The 20,610-nt window shown below is 57.8% G+C and carries 18 protein-coding genes and 1 pseudogene; 15 read left to right on the forward strand and 4 right to left on the reverse strand.

Annotation, left to right across the window (positions count from 1 at the left end; translation table 11 throughout):
• Positions 1-7 precede the first annotated feature (7 nt).
• From arsJ to PG898_RS01145, 7 genes are all read left to right on the forward strand, one after another.
• Entirely contained in the window at positions 8-1,249 is a 1,242-nt protein-coding gene (arsJ, locus tag PG898_RS01115; protein ID WP_270823342.1) for an organoarsenical effux MFS transporter ArsJ, read from the forward strand.
• Complete coding sequence (gene arsB / locus PG898_RS01120) at positions 1,249-2,325, forward strand: ACR3 family arsenite efflux transporter (RefSeq protein ID WP_270823343.1); 1,077 nt, start codon at positions 1,249-1,251, stop codon at positions 2,323-2,325. The genes arsJ and arsB overlap by 1 nt, the downstream gene beginning before the upstream one ends.
• Positions 2,322-2,753, forward strand: a complete 432-nt coding sequence (gene arsC, locus PG898_RS01125; RefSeq protein ID WP_182786124.1) for a glutaredoxin-dependent arsenate reductase — start codon at positions 2,322-2,324, stop codon at positions 2,751-2,753. The genes arsB and arsC overlap by 4 nt, the downstream gene beginning before the upstream one ends.
• Positions 2,750-3,298, forward strand: a complete 549-nt coding sequence (locus PG898_RS01130; RefSeq protein ID WP_232092300.1) for a sigma-70 family RNA polymerase sigma factor — start codon at positions 2,750-2,752, stop codon at positions 3,296-3,298. The genes arsC and PG898_RS01130 overlap by 4 nt, the downstream gene beginning before the upstream one ends.
• A 113-nt stretch (positions 3,299-3,411) precedes the next feature.
• Positions 3,412-4,848, forward strand: coding sequence for a glutathione synthase (locus PG898_RS01135; RefSeq protein ID WP_270823344.1), 1,437 nt, complete (start codon positions 3,412-3,414; stop codon positions 4,846-4,848).
• A 72-nt stretch (positions 4,849-4,920) separates the two neighbouring features.
• Entirely contained in the window at positions 4,921-5,964 is a 1,044-nt protein-coding gene (locus PG898_RS01140; protein ID WP_270823345.1) for a permease, read from the forward strand.
• Positions 5,965-5,977: 13 nt separating this feature from the next.
• Positions 5,978-6,211, forward strand: a complete 234-nt coding sequence (locus PG898_RS01145; protein WP_005332560.1) for a thioredoxin family protein — start codon at positions 5,978-5,980, stop codon at positions 6,209-6,211.
• 550 nt (positions 6,212-6,761) lie between these two features.
• On the opposite strand, the gene PG898_RS01150 is transcribed toward PG898_RS01145, so the two are convergent.
• Complete coding sequence (locus PG898_RS01150; protein WP_270823346.1) at positions 6,762-8,252, reverse strand: SulP family inorganic anion transporter; 1,491 nt, start codon at positions 8,250-8,252, stop codon at positions 6,762-6,764.
• Between the two features lie 533 nt (positions 8,253-8,785).
• Between PG898_RS01150 and PG898_RS01155 the strand changes: the two genes are divergently transcribed.
• The 7 genes and pseudogenes from PG898_RS01155 (at position 8,786) to PG898_RS01185 (ending at position 17,080) form a co-directional block, all read left to right on the forward strand.
• Positions 8,786-9,595, forward strand: coding sequence for a LuxR family transcriptional regulator (locus PG898_RS01155; RefSeq protein ID WP_270823347.1), 810 nt, complete (start codon positions 8,786-8,788; stop codon positions 9,593-9,595).
• 231 nt (positions 9,596-9,826) lie between these two features.
• Entirely contained in the window at positions 9,827-10,345 is a 519-nt protein-coding gene (gene hcp1 / locus PG898_RS01160; protein WP_270823348.1) for a type VI secretion system effector Hcp1, read from the forward strand.
• Between the two features lie 465 nt (positions 10,346-10,810).
• A pseudogene (locus PG898_RS01165) lies at positions 10,811-12,802 on the forward strand (type VI secretion system Vgr family protein); the annotation flags it as partial.
• Positions 12,803-12,904: 102 nt separating this feature from the next.
• A complete protein-coding gene (locus tag PG898_RS01170; protein WP_270823415.1) occupies positions 12,905-13,582 on the forward strand; it encodes an ADP-ribosyltransferase in 678 nt (225 codons plus the stop codon).
• Complete coding sequence (locus tag PG898_RS01175; protein ID WP_041206280.1) at positions 13,579-14,379, forward strand: DUF4123 domain-containing protein; 801 nt, start codon at positions 13,579-13,581, stop codon at positions 14,377-14,379. The genes PG898_RS01170 and PG898_RS01175 overlap by 4 nt, the downstream gene beginning before the upstream one ends.
• Positions 14,379-16,385: a T6SS phospholipase effector Tle1-like catalytic domain-containing protein gene (locus tag PG898_RS01180; RefSeq protein WP_270823349.1), complete on the forward strand. Its 2,007-nt coding sequence runs from the start codon at positions 14,379-14,381 to the stop codon at positions 16,383-16,385. The genes PG898_RS01175 and PG898_RS01180 overlap by 1 nt, the downstream gene beginning before the upstream one ends.
• Entirely contained in the window at positions 16,382-17,080 is a 699-nt protein-coding gene (locus tag PG898_RS01185) for a DUF2931 family protein (protein ID WP_182786116.1), read from the forward strand. The genes PG898_RS01180 and PG898_RS01185 overlap by 4 nt, the downstream gene beginning before the upstream one ends.
• 231 nt (positions 17,081-17,311) lie before the next feature.
• On the opposite strand, the gene PG898_RS01190 is transcribed toward PG898_RS01185, so the two are convergent.
• Together PG898_RS01190 and PG898_RS01195 are read right to left on the reverse strand one after the other, a co-directional pair.
• A complete protein-coding gene (locus PG898_RS01190; RefSeq protein ID WP_270823350.1) occupies positions 17,312-17,872 on the reverse strand; it encodes a DJ-1 family glyoxalase III in 561 nt (186 codons plus the stop codon).
• Positions 17,873-17,904: 32 nt separating this feature from the next.
• On the reverse strand, positions 17,905-18,852 hold the full coding sequence (locus PG898_RS01195; RefSeq protein ID WP_270823351.1) for a ketopantoate reductase family protein: 948 nt from the start codon (positions 18,850-18,852) through the stop codon (positions 17,905-17,907).
• A 214-nt stretch (positions 18,853-19,066) separates the two neighbouring features.
• Here PG898_RS01195 and PG898_RS01200 point away from each other — a divergent pair, with 214 nt between their 5' ends.
• Positions 19,067-19,549: a YajQ family cyclic di-GMP-binding protein gene (locus PG898_RS01200; protein WP_041206278.1), complete on the forward strand. Its 483-nt coding sequence runs from the start codon at positions 19,067-19,069 to the stop codon at positions 19,547-19,549.
• A gap of 101 nt (positions 19,550-19,650) precedes the next feature.
• Here PG898_RS01200 and PG898_RS01205 read toward each other — a convergent pair whose 3' ends face one another.
• Entirely contained in the window at positions 19,651-20,457 is an 807-nt protein-coding gene (locus PG898_RS01205) for a nucleoside-specific channel-forming Tsx family protein (protein WP_005330693.1), read from the reverse strand.
• Positions 20,458-20,610 lie beyond the last annotated feature (153 nt).

A 20,610-nucleotide genomic window follows, 5' to 3' on the forward strand; every position in this document is an offset into this window, starting at 1 on the left:
CCCGGCCATGGCACTGACCCGCCTCTCCCCAGAGATCCGCCAGTATCTGCTGGTGACCGGCAATTACTGGGCCTTTACCCTGACCGACGGCGCCCTGCGCATGTTGGTGGTGCTCTACTTCCACGGGCTGGGTTACAGCCCGCTGGCCATCGCCTCCCTGTTCCTCTTCTACGAGATCTTCGGGGTGGTGACCAATCTGGTGGGGGGCTGGCTCGGGGCTCGCCTCGGGCTCAACCGCACCATGAACATAGGCCTCGCTCTCCAGGTGCTGGCGCTCGGCATGTTGCTGGTGCCGTCGCTCTGGCTGACGGTGCCCTGGGTGATGGGCGCCCAGGCGCTCTCGGGGATTGCCAAGGATCTCAACAAGATGAGCGCCAAGAGCTCCATCAAGTTGCTGGTGCCGGGGGAGGCGCAGGGTCAGCTCTACCAGTGGGTAGCACTGCTGACCGGTTCGAAGAATGCCCTGAAAGGGATGGGCTTCTTCCTCGGTGGCGCCCTGCTGACCCTGATCGGGTTTCAGGGGGCCGTGCTGGTCATGGCACTGGCGTTGGCACTGGTCTGGTGCATCAGCATGCTGACCCTGAAACGGGATCTGGGCAAGGCCAAGAACAAGCCCAAGTTCAGGGAGATCTTCTCCAAGAGCCGGGCCATCAATTACCTCTCCGCCGCCCGTCTGTTCCTGTTCGGTGCCCGCGATGTCTGGTTTGTGGTGGCGCTGCCTGTCTACCTCGCCTCCAGCCTTGGCTGGGATAATGGCTATGTGGGGAGCTTCCTTGCGCTTTGGATCATCGCCTACGGCGTGGTGCAGACCCAAGCCCCCCGCTTTACCGGCAAACGCGAGGGGCGGGTGCCCGATGGCAAGGTGGCCATGGGCTGGGCGCTGGTATTGGCCTTGACCCCGGCCCTGATTGCCCTGGCGCTCCATTTCGATCTGCATCCGGCCATCAGCCTGGTGGGCGGTTTGATGGTGTTCGGTGCCCTGTTTGCCATCAACTCTTCCCTGCACAGCTACCTCATCGTCAGCTATGCCGGCTCTGACGGGGTGTCGCTCGATGTGGGCTTCTATTACATGGCCAATGCCCTGGGCCGCCTGCTCGGCACCCTGCTCTCCGGGCTGGTGTTCCAGCTCCATGGTCTCGAGGTCTGCCTCTGGCTCTCCACCCTCTTCATTCTGTTGGCGGCGCTGATCTCCCTCGGTTTACCCCGCCATCAGCCGCCCGTTTCATCCCACTCTCACGGAGTCTCTTGATGAGTACAACCGCCTGTTCTGACCTGCCCGTCAGCAAAAAAATGAGTTTTCTCGATCGCAACCTCACCCTCTGGATCTTCGTCGCCATGGGCATCGGGGTGGGCATTGGCTATCTGTTCCCCCAGGTGGCCCAGTGGAATGAGGCGATGTCGGTTGGCACCACCAACGTGCCGCTCGCCATCGGCCTCATCCTGATGATGTATCCGCCGCTCGCCAAGGTGAATTACGCCACCATGGGCACCATGACTCGCGACCGCCGAGCCATCACCCTCTCCCTGGTGATGAACTGGTTGGTTGGCCCCATATTGATGTTCGTGATCGCCCTGGTGTTTTTGCATGATCAGCCGGGTTACATGGTGGGTCTCATCCTGATCGGCCTGGCGCGCTGCATCGCCATGGTGCTGGTGTGGAACGATCTCGGCGGTGGCAGCAAGGAGTACGGTGCGGGTCTGGTGGCGCTCAACAGCGCGTTTCAGATCCTTACCTACAGCTTTATGGCCTGGTTGTTCATTACCGTGCTGCCGCCGCTGTTCGGCCTGCAGGGCTTCGCAGTGGACATCACCATGCTGGATATCGCGCAGAGCGTGTTGATTTATCTCGGCATTCCCTTCCTGGCAGGCTTTTTGAGCCGTCACTATCTGGTCAAGGCAAAAGGGGAAAAGTGGTACACCGAGCGCTTCATTCCGGCCATCTCCCCCATCACGCTGATCGCCCTGCTGGCCACCATAGTGCTGATGTTCAGCCTCAAGGGGGAGATGATCGTCGAGCTGCCCATGGATGTGCTGCGGGTCGCCGTGCCCCTGGTGGTCTATTTCGTGCTCATGTTCTTCACCAGCTTCCTGGTGGGCAAGAAGCTGGGTATTCCCTATGACAAGAACGCCTCCATCGCCTTTACCGCGACCGGCAACAACTTCGAGCTGGCCATCGCGGTCTCCATCGCCGTGTTCGGGCTGAGTTCGGATCAGGCCTTCGCCGGCGTCATCGGCCCCTTGGTAGAGGTGCCCGTGCTGATCGGTCTGGTCAACGTGGCCCTGCGCATGAAGCGCCACTATGGCAAAGCGGAGGCGCAGGCATGAGTGACACCTCTATCACCATCTACCACAACCCGGCGTGTGGCACCTCTCGCAACACGCTGGCGCTGATCCGCAACTCGGGCGTTGAGCCGGCCATTATCCACTATCTGGAGACACCGCCGAGCCGCGAGACCCTGGTTGCCCTGATTGCCGCCATGGAGATGCCGGTGCGGGACCTGCTGCGCAAGAATGTGCCGCCTTTTGAAGAGTTAGGACTGACCGAAGAGAGGTTCAGCGATGATGAGTTGATCGACGCCATGCTGGCGCATCCCATCCTGATCAACCGGCCCATCGTGGTGACGCCGCTGGACACCATGTTGTGCCGCCCGTCAGAGATGGTGTTGGATATCTTGCCGAGCCCTCAGCAAGGGGCCTTCACCAAGGAGGATGGGGAGCAGGTGGTGGATGCACAAGGAAAACGCATCAAGTGACCCAACCAACCGGTGCGCCCCCCTGCCTGATGACGGCATGGCAACAGCATGAACATGAGCTCTATGGGTGGCTGCTCAAGCAATCTGGCAGCCCGATGGATGCCGATGATCTGCTGCAAGAGACCTTCTTGCGGGCAATCCGCCAGCAGAGCAAGTTCTGCGCCATCGAGAATGCCAGGGCCTGGCTGTTTGAAGTCGCCAGACATCTGGTGATCGATAACAGCCGCCGGCAGCGCACCTGGTTGCCACTGCACGACGACTTGGCGATGGCGCAAGGTGAGCTCGATGCGGTGGATTCGCTTGCTTCCTGTCTGCCGAGGGTGCTGGAGAGAATGGCGCAGAGTGACAGGGAGATCCTGAGACACTGTGATCTGGAGGGGATGAAGCAGGCGGACTTTGCTGTCAGGCATGGTTTGACCCAGGCTGCCACCAAGTCCCGTTTGCTGCGGGCCAGGGAACGCTTGCGTCAGCAGCTCTCTCTGGACTGTCAGATCAGGCTGGATGAGACCGGTCGAGTCTGTTGCTTCACCCCGGTGGTGAAGTGAATCCCCCAGAACCTCCAGACACGCTGTTGCTGATGGAGATAGGCCGATCGCCATGGGATATGCGTGCTGCAACCCGGTTTTGAGGGTAGTGAGTCAACAATCAGGAACATATGATGAGTTCTCTTGATATCCAGAAAGTCAGAGATGATGCGATAGAGTGGGCATTGACTCACGGTGTGGCCTTCAAGGAGTCGCTGTATTCTGCCGTGCATACCCCGTTTACCCTGACGCCGACACCGATCAGCCGGGGAGACTACCAGCATTTGAAAGGCGTGGCGCAGACCTTGAGCAAGCTGATCTATGCCGTCTCTGAGGATCATGGTTTTTTATACGACGCCATTCATCCCATCGCGGCGGGAGATCCCTTCTTCTCAGCCCTGCTCAGCATGCATCAACACATACATTCATCACCCGGCAGCGCGCCCAGGCTGCCCTTGCTCATCATGCGCAGCGATTTTATGGACGATAGGCGCAATGGCCACCAGCTGGTCGAGTTCAATGGCATCGCCGCTGGCATGGGACCATTTGGCCAGCGGATCCATGAGCTGCACCGCTATCTACGACGGCAATGGCCTGCCAGCTCTATCCAGGAGTCGCATCAGACAGTGGGTGAGCTTGTCTGCAATCACGCCATTGAAGGGTTGTCAGCAGGCATTGCCGAAGCCACGTTCAAGATTAAGCGCGAGTTTGGCGACCCCGGCCCGGCCAGGTTTCTGATGATTGTGCAGGAACATGAAAACAATGTGTTTGATCAACATCTGCTTGAGCTTGCTCTCCAGCAGAGAGGGATAGAGACACAGCGCAGAACCTTTCGCGAACTGCATAATCAACTGAGCACGGGCGCCAACGACAGGCTGATCCTCAATGGGATCGGTCCACTCGATACCGTCTACCTGCGTGCCGGATACCAGTATTCTGATTATGAGGCTGCCGACCTCAACGAGCAGAGATGTTGCCAGGCGTTGATGGCGACCCGTGTGTTGATTGAACGACACAGAGTCGCCGTCAATGCCACTGTCGCTCAGCAGTTGGCGACCAGCAAGCGAGTACAAATGCTGCTGTCCTGCCTGGAAGAAGATGGATTGGTCGCATTTGGCTTGACCCCGCAAGAGGCCGACACCGTGAGAGGTGTTCTGGGTGAGATGCATCCTGTGACCCCTGAGAGCGCATGCTTTATCAAAGCGGCGCCCTCCGATAGCTGGGTACTTAAAAACCAGGGAGAAGGGGGTGGGCATTGTCTGTTTGGGGCGGACATTCAGGTAAAACTGGCAACACTGGATCCCCGGCAATATCAGGCCTGGTCGTTGATGCGCCGTTTGCATCCTGTCCCCAGAGCGATGTCAGCCTGGGTAGTGCGCAAAGGGGAGCTGCATCGGGTAACGGATTTGATCAGCGAACTGGGGATGTTCACCGTTCAGATCGATGGCAATCCAGCCAGTGCGGAGCAGAGCTTTGCGGGATATCTGATCCGTAGCAAATCGGCCGAATCGACAGAAGGAGGCGTTCATAGCGGGCAAGGTGTCCTTGACTCGCTGGTATTCAGTGATTGAGGGAGGGGGGCGCAAACCATGAGATCGCGGCGCTAGCAAGAAAAACGAAAAATATGAGCATCCTTTGGTGACATGCAACGTCTTCTGGATATCACCGATGTTGATGGAGCCATTATGTTTCAGATTTTCACTGACCTCGCCAGTTGGCTGGTCTATCAGCAGCTTGGCCTGAGCCCGCAAACCAGACTGGGGGATGCACTGCATTTCTTCGTGGAGGACGTGAGCAAGATCTTTGCGCTGCTGCTGGTCATGATCTACATCGTGGCCATGCTGCGGGCCTCCCTGAAGGTCGAACGGGTGAGGGACTATCTGGCGGGCAAGCACAGGGGGTTGGGTTATTTACTGGGCTCCGGCTTTGGTGCCATTACCCCCTTCTGCTCCTGTTCGAGTATCCCGGTATTCCTGGGCTTTACCTCGGCAGGTATCCCGCTCGGGATCACCATGGCCTTCCTCATTACCTCACCGCTTATCAACGAAGTGGCCGTCCTGTTGCTGGTCAGCCTGCTTGGCTGGAAGTTCACCCTGATTTACGTGGTGGTCGGCATGGCGGTTGGCATGTTGGGAGGTGCCTTTCTGGACAAGATCAAGGCCGAGCGCTGGCTGGCCGATTTTGCCGCAGATGCTCTCAAGCAGGGACGGCATGACCACAATAAGGTGATCCAGCCAGATACGGCGCCGCCGCCCCTATCGCTGTTGGAGCGTCATGCCTTCGCCAAGTCAGAAACCCTCACCATCTTCAAGCGTGTCTGGCTCTGGGTCATTGTCGGGGTGGGGCTCGGCGCAGCACTCCATGGCTTTGTTCCTGAAGGCTGGATTGCCTCACACCTTGGTGCAGGCCAATGGTGGTCAGTGCCTGCGGCGGTTTTAATCGGCATCCCCCTCTACTCCAATGCCACCGGGGTGATCCCGGTGATGGAGAGTCTGATCGTGAGTGGCTTGCCCATCGGCACGACACTGGCGTTTTGCATGAGCACGGTGGCTGCCAGTTTTCCCGAGTTTATTTTGCTTAAACAAGTGATGAAGTGGCAGCTGCTGGGCACCCTGCTGCTGGTGCTGCTGGTTTCCTTCACGCTGGTTGGGTGGGTTCTGAATGTCGTGTCGCCGTTAATGTCTTGATGAGGAGTGTGAGATGAAACAGGTCAAAGTACTGGGTATGGGTTGTGCCAACTGCAAGAACACGGTGCAACTCATTCAGCAGGTCGTGGATGAGCTAGGGATCTCTATCCAGCTTGAGAAGGTGGAGTCATTGCCCGAGATCATGAAGTACAAGGTGATGTCGACGCCGGCAGTCGTCATCGATGACAAGGTGGTCCACGCCGGAGGGATCCCGTCCAGAGAGGCGGTGCTAAGCTGGTTCGGATGAATACAGGGGCGGGTTGACCCGCCCCCGGTTGCCTATCTCAGCAAGAACACCGCAGTATTGGTGGTTTTCAGTATCCCCGTGGTGCTGCTGCCCACGATAAATTGTCTGATACCTGAATGGTCATAAGCCCCATCACGATAAGATTGTTCCCTACCTCGATGGCATGCCGGCTGAGCACGGCGGCGACGTCTCCTGGCGCAACAGGGTATCGACCTCGAACGCTGCACTCTTCAGCACCTGGCTGACCTGCGCTAGCTGGCGTTCATGCTCATCACTCTGCGTACCGCCCATCGCCAGATCATACAGCAACCCCTTGAGCTGCGGACTGCTCGCCTTGGGCGTTCTTGAACAGGTGCTCGCGGTTGCCAAGACCTGTGCTGGGGGAGAGAGCGGCTGGTCCCTCAAACGCATTTTTCTCCACTATGTGCAGCAGGGGGATGGGCAACTCCGTGTTGGCAGAGGCTCATGCGACGGCATCGCACACCGCCGTTATGACGGGGAGCCATCGATACAGGCAGCAATATTTGTCAGGATGGATTCGTTTTCGTGATCAGTGGCCAGCCAGCAGTTTTTCCACTTTCTCCGGTTTGTCGTGCACCCCGAAGCGATCGACTATGGTGGCACTGGCCTCGTTCAGGCCGAGGATCTCCACCTCAGTCCCCTCGCGGCGGAACTTGGTGACCACCTTGTCCAGCGCAGTGACGGCGGTGATGTCCCAGAAATGGGCATGGGTGAGATCGATCACCACCTTCTCCACCACCTCCTTGAAGTCGAAGCCGGCAAAGAATTGCTCGGCACTGGCGAAGAATACCTGGCCCCGAACCTGATAGGTGCGCACCTCGTCGTTGCGCTCGCTGTCGCTCTTGACCAGCATGAAGCGGGCGACCTTGTTGGCGAAGAACAGGGAGGCGAGCAGTACCCCGACAAAGACCCCGAGCGCAAGATTATGGGTAGCGACCACTACGGCGACGGTTGCCACCATCACGATGCTGGTGGAAATAGGGTGGGTCTTCAGGTTGCGCACTGACTCCCAGGAGAACGTTCCGATAGAGACCATGATCATCACAGCCACCAGTGCCGCCATGGGGATCTGGCGGATCCACTCATCCATGAAGACCACCATCAGGATGAGCAGGGTGCCCGCCACAAAGGTGGAGAGGCGACCGCGGCCGCCGGATTTGATGTTGATGATGGACTGGCCAATCATGGCGCACCCCGCCATGCCGCCCATCAGGCCCGCGCCTATGTTGGCGAACCCCTGGCCCTTGCACTCGCGGTTGCGATCGCTTGGGGTATCGGTCAGATCATCGACGATGGCCGCCGTCATCATGGATTCGAGCAGGCCAACGACAGCCAGACCCGCAGAGTAGGGGAAAATGATGGCCAGGGTCTCCAGATTGAGGGGCACCTCGGGCCAGAGGAAGATGGGCAGGGTATCGGGCAGCTCCCCCATATCACCCACGGTACGAATATCGATGTCCATGGTGATGGCTACCGCCGTCAGGATGACGATGCACAGTAGCGGGGAGGGCACCAGCTTGCCCACCACGGGGATTAGCGGGAACAGATAGATGATGCCAAGGCCTGCTGCGGTCATGGCATAGACCTGCCAGGTGACGTTGGTGAGTTCCGGCAACTGGGCCATGAAGATCAGGATGGCCAGTGCGTTGACGAAGCCGGTGACCACGGAGCGAGAGACGAACCGCATCAGGCTGCCGAGCCTGAGGTAACCCGCCGCTATCTGGAAGAGGCCGGTGAGCAGGGTCGCCGCCAGCAAATATTGCAGGCCATGCTCCTTGACCAGGGTCACCATGAGGAGCGCCATGGCGCCGGTGGCGGCGGAGATCATGCCGGGGCGCCCCCCGACGAAGGCGATGACCACTGCGATACAGAAGGAGGCATAGAGGCCGACCTTGGGGTCGACTCCGGCGATGATGGAGAAGGCGATGGCCTCCGGGATCAGCGCCAGGGCGACGACGATACCCGACAGCAGATCGCCCCGTATGTTGGAGAACCACTCTTGTCTTGCACGTTCCAGCATGGGGATTTTCTCGCTCGTTGAGGATCCATGACCACTCGTTGCCATAGATCTGGGGTCAGGTGGCATTCTGGCAGGATCGCATTGTTGTATTGGTATGTGAGGGGTGAACAAAAACGCTCCGGTTGGGGTAACCGGAATCAGGCGGCGCAGAGGGTGAGTCAGGGCGGCGTGACGGTCACGCCAGAGCGTAAAACAGGCATAGGGAGCGCATGTTAACAGCCTGGGTGGCGGCATGAAAGCCCGGGGTTTTATTGCAGAAAGATTGCCCGGAAGGTTCAGGCACGCTGGTGATCACGCTCTCTTTTTTAAGCGAGAAATGCTTGTTTTAAGTGCAATCGTCATATGTTCACTATGTAATACATTGTATTTAATTAGTTAAATTCTACCTTTGTTTCATTGGTAGCATGTTTCTCTATTGGCGATCCCTGTTCTAAAGGGGCCTGCCATTCAGCCGCCTCATCCGGATGGCTCAAACATCAGGCCTCTGTGTTGTTTCCATTTGTTGGCATGTTATTCAGCCCCTATTGGGGTTGATGTTGAACAATATCGTCACCGTTTATAAGCAACTTGATTACATGAATACAACCTACGCATTAGACCTCCTCTCCCGGTTTGAGCAGGCCAGCGATGAACGCACCATAGTGGCGTTGTTGCGCCAGCTGTCGGTACAGGCAGGCTTTGACTATTTCCGGCTGGCTCTGCTGTTTCCAAGTTCCATACAGCGCCCGGATGTCATCATTTTCAACGGTTGCCCCCAAGACTGGGTCGATGCCTATACCCAGGCAAATTTCTTTGCCATTGATCCCGTCGTGCAGCGTGCCATGGTGCAGAGCACTCCTATCCTGTGGGCGGAGATCATGGCGCAGGGGGCATGTGATGAGCAGAGTCTGACAGTCATGACGCTGGCACAGGAGGCAGGGTTGCGTGACGGCATCACCTTCCCCTGGCATGGCGCCAACGGGCATGTGGGTCTGCTCTCCCTGATCACTCGTGAACCCCGCACCGAACAGGAGTGGTTGGCGGTTGTTCCCTCGCTGACCTGGCTCTCCATGCATATCTTCGAGGCTGTGGTACGGATCTGTCTGGTGGGATCGTCACCTCACGATGCCCTGAGCCTGCGTGAACTGGAAGTATGCCGTTGGGCTGCGGAGGGCAAGCAGGTGAGTGATATTGCCCAGATCCTGGGGATCACCCCCCGTACGGTGACATTTCATCTGAACAATGTGGTGAGCAAGCTGGGGGCGAGCAGCAAGTGCCAAGCCATCTCTTGGGCACTCAAGCAGGGAGTCGTCCGCTTGAATGTGGAGCTGGCATCCGTTGCCAATGTGGATGAACAGCAGTGATCTCGTCCGCATGGCGCAATGTGTTGCTCAAAAAACGGAATATTGAACTGGTAAGGCAATTATTGGTGGATGAAAACGTTGAAAATCACAAGTTGTTGCGCCGTACATGCTGCGGCATTGTCGTGATGAGATGTTAACTTATTGAAATTGCTCAATTAAAAAGAATGGCATGGTCACTGCTAATGGTTTCGGTCGAGTGTCATTACCGTTCAACCCATCAGGAGCAAACTCATGCCAACTCCATGTTATATCAGCATCGAAGGTAAAACCCAGGGCAACATCACCGCTGGTGCCTTCACCTCCGACTCCGTCGGCAACATCTTCGTGCAGGGTCACGAAGACGAGATGCTGGTCCAAGAGTTCCTGCACGTCGTTACCGTGCCGACCGATCCGCAATCCGGCCAGCCCGCCGGTCAGCGTGTTCACAAGCCGTTCAAGTTCACCGTGGCCCTGAACAAGGCCGTACCGCTGATGTACAACTCCCTGGCTTCCGGCGAGATGCTGCCGAAAGTGACCCTGAAGTGGTACCGCACCTCGGTGGAGGGCAAGCAGGAACACTTCTTCTCTACCGTGCTGACCGATGCCACCATCGTCGACATCGACTGCCAGATGCCACACTGCCAGGATCCGGCGAAGTCTGACTTCACCCAGCTGATCCAGGTCTCCATGGCCTATCGCAAGATTGACTGGGAACACACAGTAGCCGGCACCTCTGGCGCCGATGACTGGCGTGCCCCCATCGAGGCATAAGCCCCGATTTTTTATCAACGTTATTCCTTTGTAGTGCCCCAGGGTTCTGGCGTCGTCAGTGTCAGCGGTCGCCAGACCCGTGCAAGCTTTCTCCGACCCGTTCAACCGGATGTGGTCGGAGCTTTTGTGCTTTGCCATATGGCCACAAGGCGGCTTTATGGCAAAACACAACAGAGGCCAGCCGTGATGTGTCCCACCATTGGGTTGATCGGTGGCATCGGCACCGACCACGAGGATTTTCATCCCTCCCTGATAGTTGCCGCCAGTCCGGATCTATTCCTGGATGGCAAGCCGGTGGCCTGGCCGGGGGATCCGCTGGCCTCCACGACAATCCCCCGTCCGTGCAGCCTCTCGGGAGGAGGTATTGGTCCTGGGTTTTTTGATACCGGGTTGCCAGTCGGGGAGCCGTCATCGGCGGTGTGGTGATAGTCGCAAGCAGCGGACAGGCAGGATAAGGAGTCACTGATGGCAGACAGCACAGGATTACAATTTACCGTCAAGGTGGGGACTCTGCCCGAGAGCACCTTGGTGGTGGCCGAGTTTGCCCTGGACGAGGAGTTGAACCAACCATTCAACCTGCGCCTGGAGCTGGCGAGCAGCCAGCCCGACATCGACTTTGGCGCCGTGCTGGACCAGCCGTGCGAGTTGATGGTGTGGTACAACGGCGAGTTGCAGCGGCGGGTGTGCGGTGTGGTGAGTGAGTTTGCCCAAGGTGACAGCGGCTTTCGCCGCACCCGCTACACCCTGGAGGTGAAACCGGCGCTGTGGCGGCTATCCCTTCGCCAGAACGCCCGCATCTTCCAGGCGCAGAAGCCTGATGAAATCCTCTCCATTCTTTTGCAAGAACACGGCATCACTGATTACGTCTTTGCCCTCAAGAACGAGCACGCCAAGCGGGAATACTGCGTTCAGTATCGCGAAACCGACCTCGATTTCGTGAACCGCCTCGCCGCCGAAGAGGGCATGTTCTACTTCCACGAGTTTGAAGCGGGCAAGCACCGCATCGTATTTGCCGATGACGCGGCGGCGCTGACCGCCGGCCCCGAGCTCTTCTTCAACCTGGGTAACCGTTCTCTTGAGCAGGGCCCCTATGTGCGGCAGTTCCACTACCACGAGGCGGTGCGGCCAAGCGATGTCGAACTCAAAGACTACAGCTTCAAGACGCCGGCCTATGGTCTCTCCCACAAGAAGGTGGGGGCAGAGCTTGCGCACCAGCGCGACACCTACCAGCACTTCGACTACCCGGGCCGCTACAAGCTGGACCCGAGCGGCAAGGCCTTTGCCCAGCACAGGCTCGATGCGCTGCGCAACGACGCGGTGGCTGGCAGTGGCAAGTCCAACTGCGCGGCCCTGCTGCCGGGTCAGACCTTCTCGCTGACCGAGCACCCCAACGGCAGCCTCAACACCGACTGGCAAATCGTGTGCATCCAGCACACCGGCTTGCAGCCGCAGGCGCTGGAGGAGGAGGGGGGTAGCGGTCCCACCGTCTACCACAACGAATTTGGGGTGGTGAAAGCGAGCACTACCTGGCGAGCGCTGATGCCGGCCAGGCCCATGGTGGACGGTCCGCAAATCGCCATGGTGGTGGGCCCGGAGGGGGAGGAGATTTACTGCGACGAGCACGGCCGGGTGAAGTTGCAATTCCCCTGGGACCGCTATGGCAGTTCCAACGACCAGAGCTCCTGCTGGGTGCGGGTATCTCAGGGCTGGGCGGGGGGTCAATACGGCATGATGGCCATCCCGCGCATCGGCCACGAGGTCATCGTGAGTTTCCTCGAAGGGGACCCGGACCAGCCCATCGTCACGGGTCGCACCTTCCACGCCACCAACCGCCCGCCGTACGAGTTGCCAGCCAACAAGACCCGCACCGTGCTGCGCACCGAAACCCACCAGGGGGAGGGGTTCAACGAGCTGCGCTTCGAAGACCAGGCTGGGCAGGAAGAGATCTACATCCACGGTCAGAAAGACCTGAACCTGCTTATCGAGAACGACGCCGCTTGGCATATCAAGCATGACCAGCACGCCGATATCGACAACGAGCGAGTCACCCGCATCAAGGCCAATGACCACCTGACGGTGGAAGGCGAGAAGCGCGACCAGATCAAGGGGGACTACTCGCTCAGCGTGGATGCCAGCCTGCACCAGAAACTGGGCCAGTCCCTGCTGGTTGATGCAGGTAGCGAGGTGCACCACAAGGCGGGTATGAAAATCGTGATGGAGGCGGGGGCCGAGCTGACGCTCAAAGTGGGTGGCAGCTTTGTGAAGCTGGATGCTGGCGGAGTCACGCTTTCCGGCGGCTCCATCAAGATGAACTCAGGTGGCAGCCCGGGGTCAGGCTCTGGTTGGGGGGGCAAGGCCCCCATTCTGCCAGGCAATGTTGAGGTGCCAGCACCACCACCGGCAACTTTGCCAGTCCCGGCCATTCACAAGAGCATGGAGTCCATGGCACCGCTGGCCAAGTTTTGTCCGCTCGCGCCACCACCACCCGCCCCACCCCAGTTTGCCGGGGGGCCACCAGTGCCACCACCTGCGCCACGCCAGCTTTCCGGAGGGCCATCGATGCCACCGCCGCCGCCACCCGTTGCGGCCAAAGGGGAGGGCAAAAAGCTGGCAAAGAAGTGGGCGACGGTAGAGATATCCAAAGCGGATGAAGCGCTCAGATACTATTCGGCGCAGGGGTACACATTGCTCAATAACTATTTGCGGGATCGCCCCTACAAGCAGCGAGAGGCCGTCGATACCCTGCTTAGCCGCAGTTATTTGAATGATGAACCGACATCCAGGAGTGAGTTCGACCAGGCAATGAAGGCCTATGTAGCCGATGTGGAGGCTGGTCTGGCGAAATTGCCGGCCTCACCCGATTTGTACTTCGTGTACCGGGGGTTGGCGCTGGACAAGCCGGAGCTCGCAGCCCTGAAAGATCAGTTCACCGGGGTGGGCAATATCATTGTTGAGCCAGGATTCATGAGTACCTCACCGGACAAGGCTTGGGTCAACGACACCTTGTTGAGGATCCGCCTGCCCGCCGGTCATGGTGGTCGTCTGCTGGGGGATGCTGCGCACTTCAAGGGGGAAGCTGAGATGCTGTTTCCGACGCAGACCAGGCTAAGGGTCGATCGGGTAGTTTCCTCCATGAGCGGCGATTTCGACACCTTGCTCAATACGATTCCAACCTCTGACAATGCATCGGATAACCGCAGCAGGATCAAGCGACTGATTGAGGTATCCGTATTATGACGTTATCTGATTGGCTCGCTGGCGAGCAAGCGGGTGAGAGGTATGCCGTCATCGATGGAGCCCAGGCGGTGTCAGCCGTGGCGGATTTCTATACCTATGATGGAGAGAATGCCAATCCACTTTTTGCCGGTACCGCTTTCGATGAGCAGTCTGCGTTGGGGCCCTGGTTGTTACCTGCACCTTCCACTGAGTTCATGACTGCTAATCCTGTCCTGAACGGCTTCTACCTGATCAGTGACCAATCAGTGGAGCTGATTCGTCGTCATTGGCAGAGCCTGATAGAAGCGATACGCGAGGGAGAAGCAGTCTGGCTTCGTTTCTCTGACCCGCGTGTTTTTCTGCCTATGCTCAGCGCCATGACCCCTGATGAACGCGATAGTGTGCTGGGGCCCTGTTCCGGGCTTTGGATCCATGGCAAGGCCTTCTCTCGCACACCTCATGCCCGGTTCCAACCCGCATTGCAAACCCCCTGGTTTCATATCCGGTCTCATCATCTGGTTGGACTTTACGACGAGAACCGTCATGCCTACATCTTGCGGCGGCGGTTATGGCAGACCATGACGGCTATGATGGAGCGCCATCCTGACCCGGCCGGGACCATTTTAACCACACTCAAACAGGCCAATCAGGATGGGCTGCAAGAGGATGTGCGCGATGGTGTGGTGGCTGGCGCCTTGGCCTTGCAGGCCAATCTGGCTCTTGAAGAGATACGGGGACCATTGATGCTGACCGACGATGAGCTGGCTCAGGTAGCCAACTGGCTGAACAAACATCACGAATTGACAGGAGTATCCTGATGGCGGCAGATCCCCACTGTATCCCTTGCGAACGTTATGATAACTGGATAGAGGTAGACATTCGCGATGAGCACAATTGCTCGTTCAAGGGGCTCAAGGTCACTTTGACAGACGAAACCGGCAAGTCAGAGATGGTCACCCTGAAAGATGGGCCCACCTTGGTGCGAGGTTTTGCAGTTGGCCCGGTGACAGTAAAAATCGAGACGCCAGCCTGGCTCAAGGCGGCGCAGTCCCGTGAGGTCCTCAAGGAGGGTGAGGCCACACAGGTACCCGCTTATACCGACAAACTCTTCGGGCACTGCGACGTCAAACGAGAGCATATCAAGGTGACCACCGGCGACCTTTGTCTCACCGAGCCAGAACAGCCGCTACCGAAAGGACATCAGGCAGGACAGGCTCAGCCTCCTCGCTTTTTCACCAAGCACTCCTATGTGATTGAAGTGAAAGGCTATCAGATCAATATCTTGCGGATTGGGGTGTTTTTTGACGGCACGGGTAACAACACCCACAACGCCCAGGCTGGGTTGCAAAAAGTAGAGCAGTGGCTTCTGGAAACCTGCTCAGATCCGGCGCAGCGGGAGAAAGAGCTACAGGGCTGCCAGATGGGGCAAAGCCCGGTTGAAGGTAGCTCCGCCAATGATGTGACCAATGTGGGCAAGTTGTTTGAGCAATATGACATCGCAGCAGGCCCGTTGGTGGCTCACAGCTATATCAGTGGCATTGGGACTCGCGACCCAATCGCAGGAGAAAATGGCCTTGAATATCGTTCGGATGACACCCTGACCCAGGGATTTGATCTCGATTTTGGTGGGGAGAGCACCTCTATTATCGGAAAGGTAGAAGTAGCATGTCAGCAGAGCATAGTTCGCTCGATCAATCGGGATTTGGGCGAGATTTTAGTTGATGTGGATTGTATCCATCGTATCGAGTTTGATGTGTTTGGGTTTAGCAGAGGTGCTGCTGCTGCCCGCCACTTTGTAAATGTGATAGACCAAAAAGCTGATCACCCCTTGGTGCAAGCTATGGCGAATAGCCCGAATATTCCCCTAAAGGCAGGTTTTGACTGGGCTAGCCGCGACGATGTGCGCTTCACCTTTGTGGGGCTGTTCGATACCGTTGTTTCCTCTTACAACCGCAGTGTCAATATTCAACTCAAAGCGGATTGTGCAGAGCGGGTGGTACATCTCACCGCGTTGGATGAAGTTCGCAAATACTTCCCGCTATCACGCATTACAGAAGATGCTGCAGGCACCAGTCCTCCTGCTCACTTTACTGAGCTGGCGCTACCGGGGGCTCACTCTGACATAGGTGGTGGTTACTATAGCCGCTGGAGCTTGAGTAATCCCAACAGCGATCCAGCCCTGATCGAGTGCATTGAGTTGGAGCGTTTTATGAGTGTGGAAACTGTTACAACACCAGATGCCGAGAGCAGTGCCTATCAAAAAGCCAAGGCGTATGCCGAGGAGAAACGAACGTTGGGCTGGGTCACTCGTATCAACCCCAACCTGCCTCGTGGCTCTGTGCCGCCGCTGGGGGCGATCAGCCTGAAACCTTACTCCTTCCGGCGTCCCGAGGGGAAAAATGGCACAGGCCCCGGCAAAAAATCGGTCTATGTGGAGGTGCTGATGAGCAGGGTAGTTGAGGGGGAATACTCCCGCATTCCGCTGCATATGATGGTTGAGGCGGGCCGTGCCGTGGGGGTGCCGTTTAAACCATGGATGCCGGATGATAGGGCATTGCAACTTGAACCGCTCTCTATTAAACGGCCAGAGGCTGACTTGAAGGCATTGGATAAACTTTGGGCGCTATCCGCTATCGAACAGAAGGTTGCCAAGAACTTGACCCATCAATTATCGCCCGACATTTATCGTGCCTTGCGTCGTGACTATCTGCACCACAGTGCCAGCAACCAGGGCATCGCCAATCCGGCCAATACTAATAAATATGAGTCCAGCATCAGCAAGGAGAGACGTAAGCTGATAGGGAACAAGGAAACACAAAGATGAAATATATTGTCGCATTGTTGGGGTTTTGCCTGTCATTGATGGCCTGTGCGGCACCCCAATCTCTGCCTAAATTTGCTTGGGATTATGGTACAGGCAGCAATATAGATCTTACTAAGAACACCAAGACAGAGTTCTATCTTGGAGGGAAACAAGTTTATGCCGACCGTTTGGCAGGTGGCGGAGCTGGAGGTCTACTTGCCGACAGAATCAAGGGACAGCGTTACTATTGGGCGGGTGGTGGTGGCCTGCCTACCGACGGTGTTCCCATCCCCGATAAAGCGGTGATTGAGATGGTTTCCTTCCATGATCGCAAGCGCTACCGCATAAAGGTGGACTTGCCTGCCAATCTGGAGCAGCAGATGCGCCAGGTCTACTCTGTTGAGGGTCGTTATGACCGCCGTAGCTGGCTCTATTTTGGCCTAGCGCCAGGCGGCTATTTTGAGGTGTTACTTAAGGGAGATAGGCTAAATGTTAAGCCAGATATTCTGCTTGCTCGTGGTATTGCCGAAGAGGTGACCGATGATTGGTATGACCAGAGAGTACCGATAGCGCGCCAATATGGTATGGATGATTTCGACAAGAAATATGGTGAGCTATTCAAGCAATTCCCAGTTCCTAGCGGGATGGATTGGGCTCCCATCATGGATGCCTACCGCGCCAAACAGCCCAAGACAGATGTGGTGCCGGTTGACTAGCGCAGGCACGATTTGCCGACAGGACGGATAAAGAGCGAGTATATCCTGTTGGATTGCAACGCTCTTGTCGCGAAATGAATAGTTCAATAGCGAAGTATTAGCGGAAGAGCAGATCTTAAGATGCAGGTTGTCGTTTGATAACCCCCCCATCGAGATGGCGTCGATGGGCGGATCTTTCTTGGGGTGGTACAAGAGCGGCTGAAAGATAATCGGCCGCCCTACAACCTGAGCCTATGGCAACACCATGGGCTCGGCTACCGCACGGGCGGTTTCATCGCCACGCAACACCCGCACCAGCTCGAGGGCAAACTCGATGGCGGTGCCTGGGCCCTGGCTGGTGATGAGACGATGGGCATCATCCCGCACCACCCGGGCCGTGCTCAGTTGCGCGGCGGGCAGGCGGGCCTGAAAGGCCGGGTGACAGGTGGCACTGGCATCCCCCAGCAAGCCGTGATGGTGCAGCACCACTGCGGGGGCGGCGCAGATGGCAGCGCGCCAGCGGCCCAGCGCCGCCTGCTCCTTCAGCAGGTCGATGGCGAGCGGCGTATCGCGGATCACCTCGCTGCCGGGCAGGCCACCTGGCACGACGATGAGTTCGAAGTCGCGGGTCGTCAGCTCGTCGAGGTGGCAATCGGCCACAATCTGTACGCCGCGGGAGGCGCGGATCTGGCGCTGCCCCGCCGGGCAGCAGGAGGCCAGCACCACCTCTATACCGCCGCGCACCAGGGTGTCGACGATGGCGACCGTCTCTATCTCTTCCGACCCCGGGGCTACCAGTACCAGCACGCTCATCCTGTACTCCTCCATCGCCCGCGATCCCGGGCTCAGCGCTTCTCTTTGACGGCCTGATAGAGGCCCTGATTGACCGGCACCGCGATGCCGTGGGCGGCGGCCTTGCCGAGCAGGAAGCCGGTGATGGACTCGATCTCGGTCTCACGCCCCTGCTCCATGTCCTGATACATGGAAGAGTAATTGTCGGCGGTGAGTTCCACCACAGTCATCACCCGGCGCAGCAGCTCGTCGCTGCCGGTGGGCTGGCCTTCGGCCTGCATCACGTCGGCGACTTCCACGCAGATCTGTTGCAGCACATCGGCAAAGCGGGGGCCGGCCAGCTCGCCATTCTTTAGCTTGTAAAGCGCCGTGAGCGGGTTGATGGCGCAGTTGATGGCGAGTTTCTGCCACTGGCGGGTCAGGATCTGCTCATCCCAGCCGGCTTGACCGAGGGCGCGAGCGAGTTCATCCGCCAGGTGGGCATGGGCTTTGGCCGCGTCGTTGACCGGGCCCAGCCAGGTCTCGCCCTTGCCGGTGTGGCGGAACACGAAGTGACCGCAGCGCATGGCGCCGTGGCTGGTGACACCGGCAATGACGGGGTTATGCGGAAACAGCTGCACCACCTGTTCGGCTATCCCCATGCCATTGTGCAGCAGCACGATGGGAACCCCTGCCGCCAGCTTGCCTGCCAGGGGCGTCAGGGCCGACACCACCTGACCCGCCTTGGTCATCACCAACAGTCGCTGGATGGCGCCGGGCTTGTCGATGAAACCCCGCTCGATGGCGAGCAGCTGGGTGTGGCCCTCGAGGGAGGTGAAATCGATGCCGGGGTGTAGGGTGGCGCGGTGCCGCTCGCTCAGCAGGACACGGGTCGGCTGGCCACTTTGGGTCAGCAAGGAGGCGAAGACGCCGCCCAGGGCACCACAGCCCAGCAAGGACCATCGGGGGGAGGAGGGGGGTCGACTGTTTTTCAGGTTGTTGTCGCGTAATCCGCTTGGCATGGAGAGGCTCAATCAGGGTAGTGGCTGCATTCCGAGCAACCCGCTACCGGGGATAAGTGAAGATGTCGCTAGGCGGACACTAACGGGTCTCGCCATTCCTGTGCGCTGGGGATTCTAGCAGAGCAATCCCATCGAAATCAGCAAATTTGCCCATTTTCTGGTAGATTTGCCCCTTTGTCAGCACAACCTGAAGTACAGCATGAGGAGCCCGGCTATGCCGTCATTCGATATTGTCTCTGAAGTCAAAATGAACGAGGTGTTGAACGCCGTCGATAACGCCAATCGTGAACTGGCGACCCGTTTCGATTTTCGTGGTGTAGAAGCCAGCTTCGAATTGAACAAGGAAGAGGTCAAGCTGGAAGCCGATGCGGATTTCCAGCTCAAGCAGATGGTCGAGATCCTGCGCGCAGCCCTGCTCAAGCGCAACATCGAGAACAGCTCGATGGACGTGGGTGACAGCGTTCACTCCGGCAAGCGTTTCCACCTGACGGTGAAGTTCAAGCAGGGGATCGAGAAAGAGACCGCCAAGAAGGTGGTGAAGCTTATCAAGGATTCCAAGATCAAGGTGCAGGCCGCCATTCAGGGCGACGAAGTGCGCGTCACCGGCAAGAAGCGCGATGACCTGCAGGAAGCCATGGCACTGGTGCGTGGCGCCGAGCTGGGTCAGCCGATGCAGTTCCAGAACTTCCGCGATTGATGATGAAGGGGGAGGGCCTTGGCCACTCCCTCCATCAAGAAAACGCCATAAAAAAACCGGAGCAGCTGCTCCGGTTTTTTGTGTCCGTGTAACGAGTTCGATTAGAACTTGTAGGTCACGGAGAAGTAGTGGCCGAAACCAGTGGTCTTCAGACCGTAGGAACCGTTCTGGATGCCATAGATGTCGTTGAAGTACTTCAGACCGTAACCGACGGCGTAGCGGTCGGAGTGCCAGTACAGGCCGTTGAACATGGCGGTACCGTCGGTGGAAGTGTCCTTGGCATCAAACAGGTGATCCAGGTAGCCCTGATAGGCTACGAAGCTGCCGTTGGAGAAGGTGTAGAAAGGCTTGAACCAGTTCATGGAGAACTGATAGCCGTTCCAGCCCTGCTCGCCGCCGCCTTCGTTGACGTGACGGGCATACAGGTTCATGCCAACCTTGCCGAACCAGGGCACTTGTACGTCTGCACCCAGACCGGTCATGGCTTCAAACAGACCATCCGGACCACCCACGTTGATCAGGTTGGCGATGTAGACTTCCTGCACCGGGCCGAAGGAGAGATCTTTGCCGGTCATGGCATCGATGGAGATACGCGGTGCGAACTTGATGAACAGGTTGTCTTGGTTGTGCTTGTCGTCGTGACGGTTCTGGAAGATGTCGAACACGTCGACGTAACCGTACAGATCGAAGATACCAGAGCGGCCACCAAACTCCATTTCGAAGTAGGTATCGTTGTAACCACCTTCAGATTCGCTGTAGGGCAGCTGATCGATGGTGTGCATCACGTTGAACTGGAACCACTTGTAGTCGTTCTTGTGGATGTCGCCGCTGTAATCGGCAGCAAAGGCCGGAGTGGCGGATGCAGCCAGCAGACCGGCAGCGATCAGAGTCTTGGTAAATTTGGCCATTTTATTGGTCTCTTGTGCGTTAGTTGAGGTTTTCCGTAGCCTGCCCACAAGGAGCGGAAGGGATTCTAGCCAAATAAATTCATCGGATAAACAAGAGCCAGGGAACTTTGTCCGGTTTTGTGAATCTAATCACCCCCAAAATGGCGCAAACGC

The organism is Aeromonas sp. QDB31, assembly GCF_027707605.1.
GTDB lineage: Bacteria > Pseudomonadota > Gammaproteobacteria > Enterobacterales > Aeromonadaceae > Aeromonas > Aeromonas media.

Excerpts from the sequence above, each read along its gene's own strand:
- arsJ (WP_270823342.1), top strand. The coding sequence starts at position 8 with ATGGCACTGACCCGCCTCTCCCCAGAGATCCGCCAGTATCTGCTGGTG.
- arsB (WP_270823343.1), top strand. The coding sequence starts at position 1,249 with ATGAGTACAACCGCCTGTTCTGACCTGCCCGTCAGCAAAAAAATGAGT.
- arsC (WP_182786124.1), top strand. The coding sequence starts at position 2,322 with ATGAGTGACACCTCTATCACCATCTACCACAACCCGGCGTGTGGCACC.
- PG898_RS01135 (WP_270823344.1), top strand. The coding sequence starts at position 3,412 with ATGAGTTCTCTTGATATCCAGAAAGTCAGAGATGATGCGATAGAGTGG.
- PG898_RS01140 (WP_270823345.1), top strand. The coding sequence starts at position 4,921 with ATGCAACGTCTTCTGGATATCACCGATGTTGATGGAGCCATTATGTTT.
- PG898_RS01145 (WP_005332560.1), top strand. The coding sequence starts at position 5,978 with ATGAAACAGGTCAAAGTACTGGGTATGGGTTGTGCCAACTGCAAGAAC.
- PG898_RS01150 (WP_270823346.1), bottom strand. The coding sequence starts at position 8,252 with ATGCTGGAACGTGCAAGACAAGAGTGGTTCTCCAACATACGGGGCGAT.
- PG898_RS01155 (WP_270823347.1), top strand. The coding sequence starts at position 8,786 with ATGTTGAACAATATCGTCACCGTTTATAAGCAACTTGATTACATGAAT.
- hcp1 (WP_270823348.1), top strand. The coding sequence starts at position 9,827 with ATGCCAACTCCATGTTATATCAGCATCGAAGGTAAAACCCAGGGCAAC.
- PG898_RS01170 (WP_270823415.1), top strand. The coding sequence starts at position 12,905 with ATGCCACCGCCGCCGCCACCCGTTGCGGCCAAAGGGGAGGGCAAAAAG.
- PG898_RS01175 (WP_041206280.1), top strand. The coding sequence starts at position 13,579 with ATGACGTTATCTGATTGGCTCGCTGGCGAGCAAGCGGGTGAGAGGTAT.
- PG898_RS01180 (WP_270823349.1), top strand. The coding sequence starts at position 14,379 with ATGGCGGCAGATCCCCACTGTATCCCTTGCGAACGTTATGATAACTGG.
- PG898_RS01185 (WP_182786116.1), top strand. The coding sequence starts at position 16,382 with ATGAAATATATTGTCGCATTGTTGGGGTTTTGCCTGTCATTGATGGCC.
- PG898_RS01190 (WP_270823350.1), bottom strand. The coding sequence starts at position 17,872 with ATGAGCGTGCTGGTACTGGTAGCCCCGGGGTCGGAAGAGATAGAGACG.
- PG898_RS01195 (WP_270823351.1), bottom strand. The coding sequence starts at position 18,852 with ATGCCAAGCGGATTACGCGACAACAACCTGAAAAACAGTCGACCCCCC.
- PG898_RS01200 (WP_041206278.1), top strand. The coding sequence starts at position 19,067 with ATGCCGTCATTCGATATTGTCTCTGAAGTCAAAATGAACGAGGTGTTG.
- PG898_RS01205 (WP_005330693.1), bottom strand. The coding sequence starts at position 20,457 with ATGGCCAAATTTACCAAGACTCTGATCGCTGCCGGTCTGCTGGCTGCA.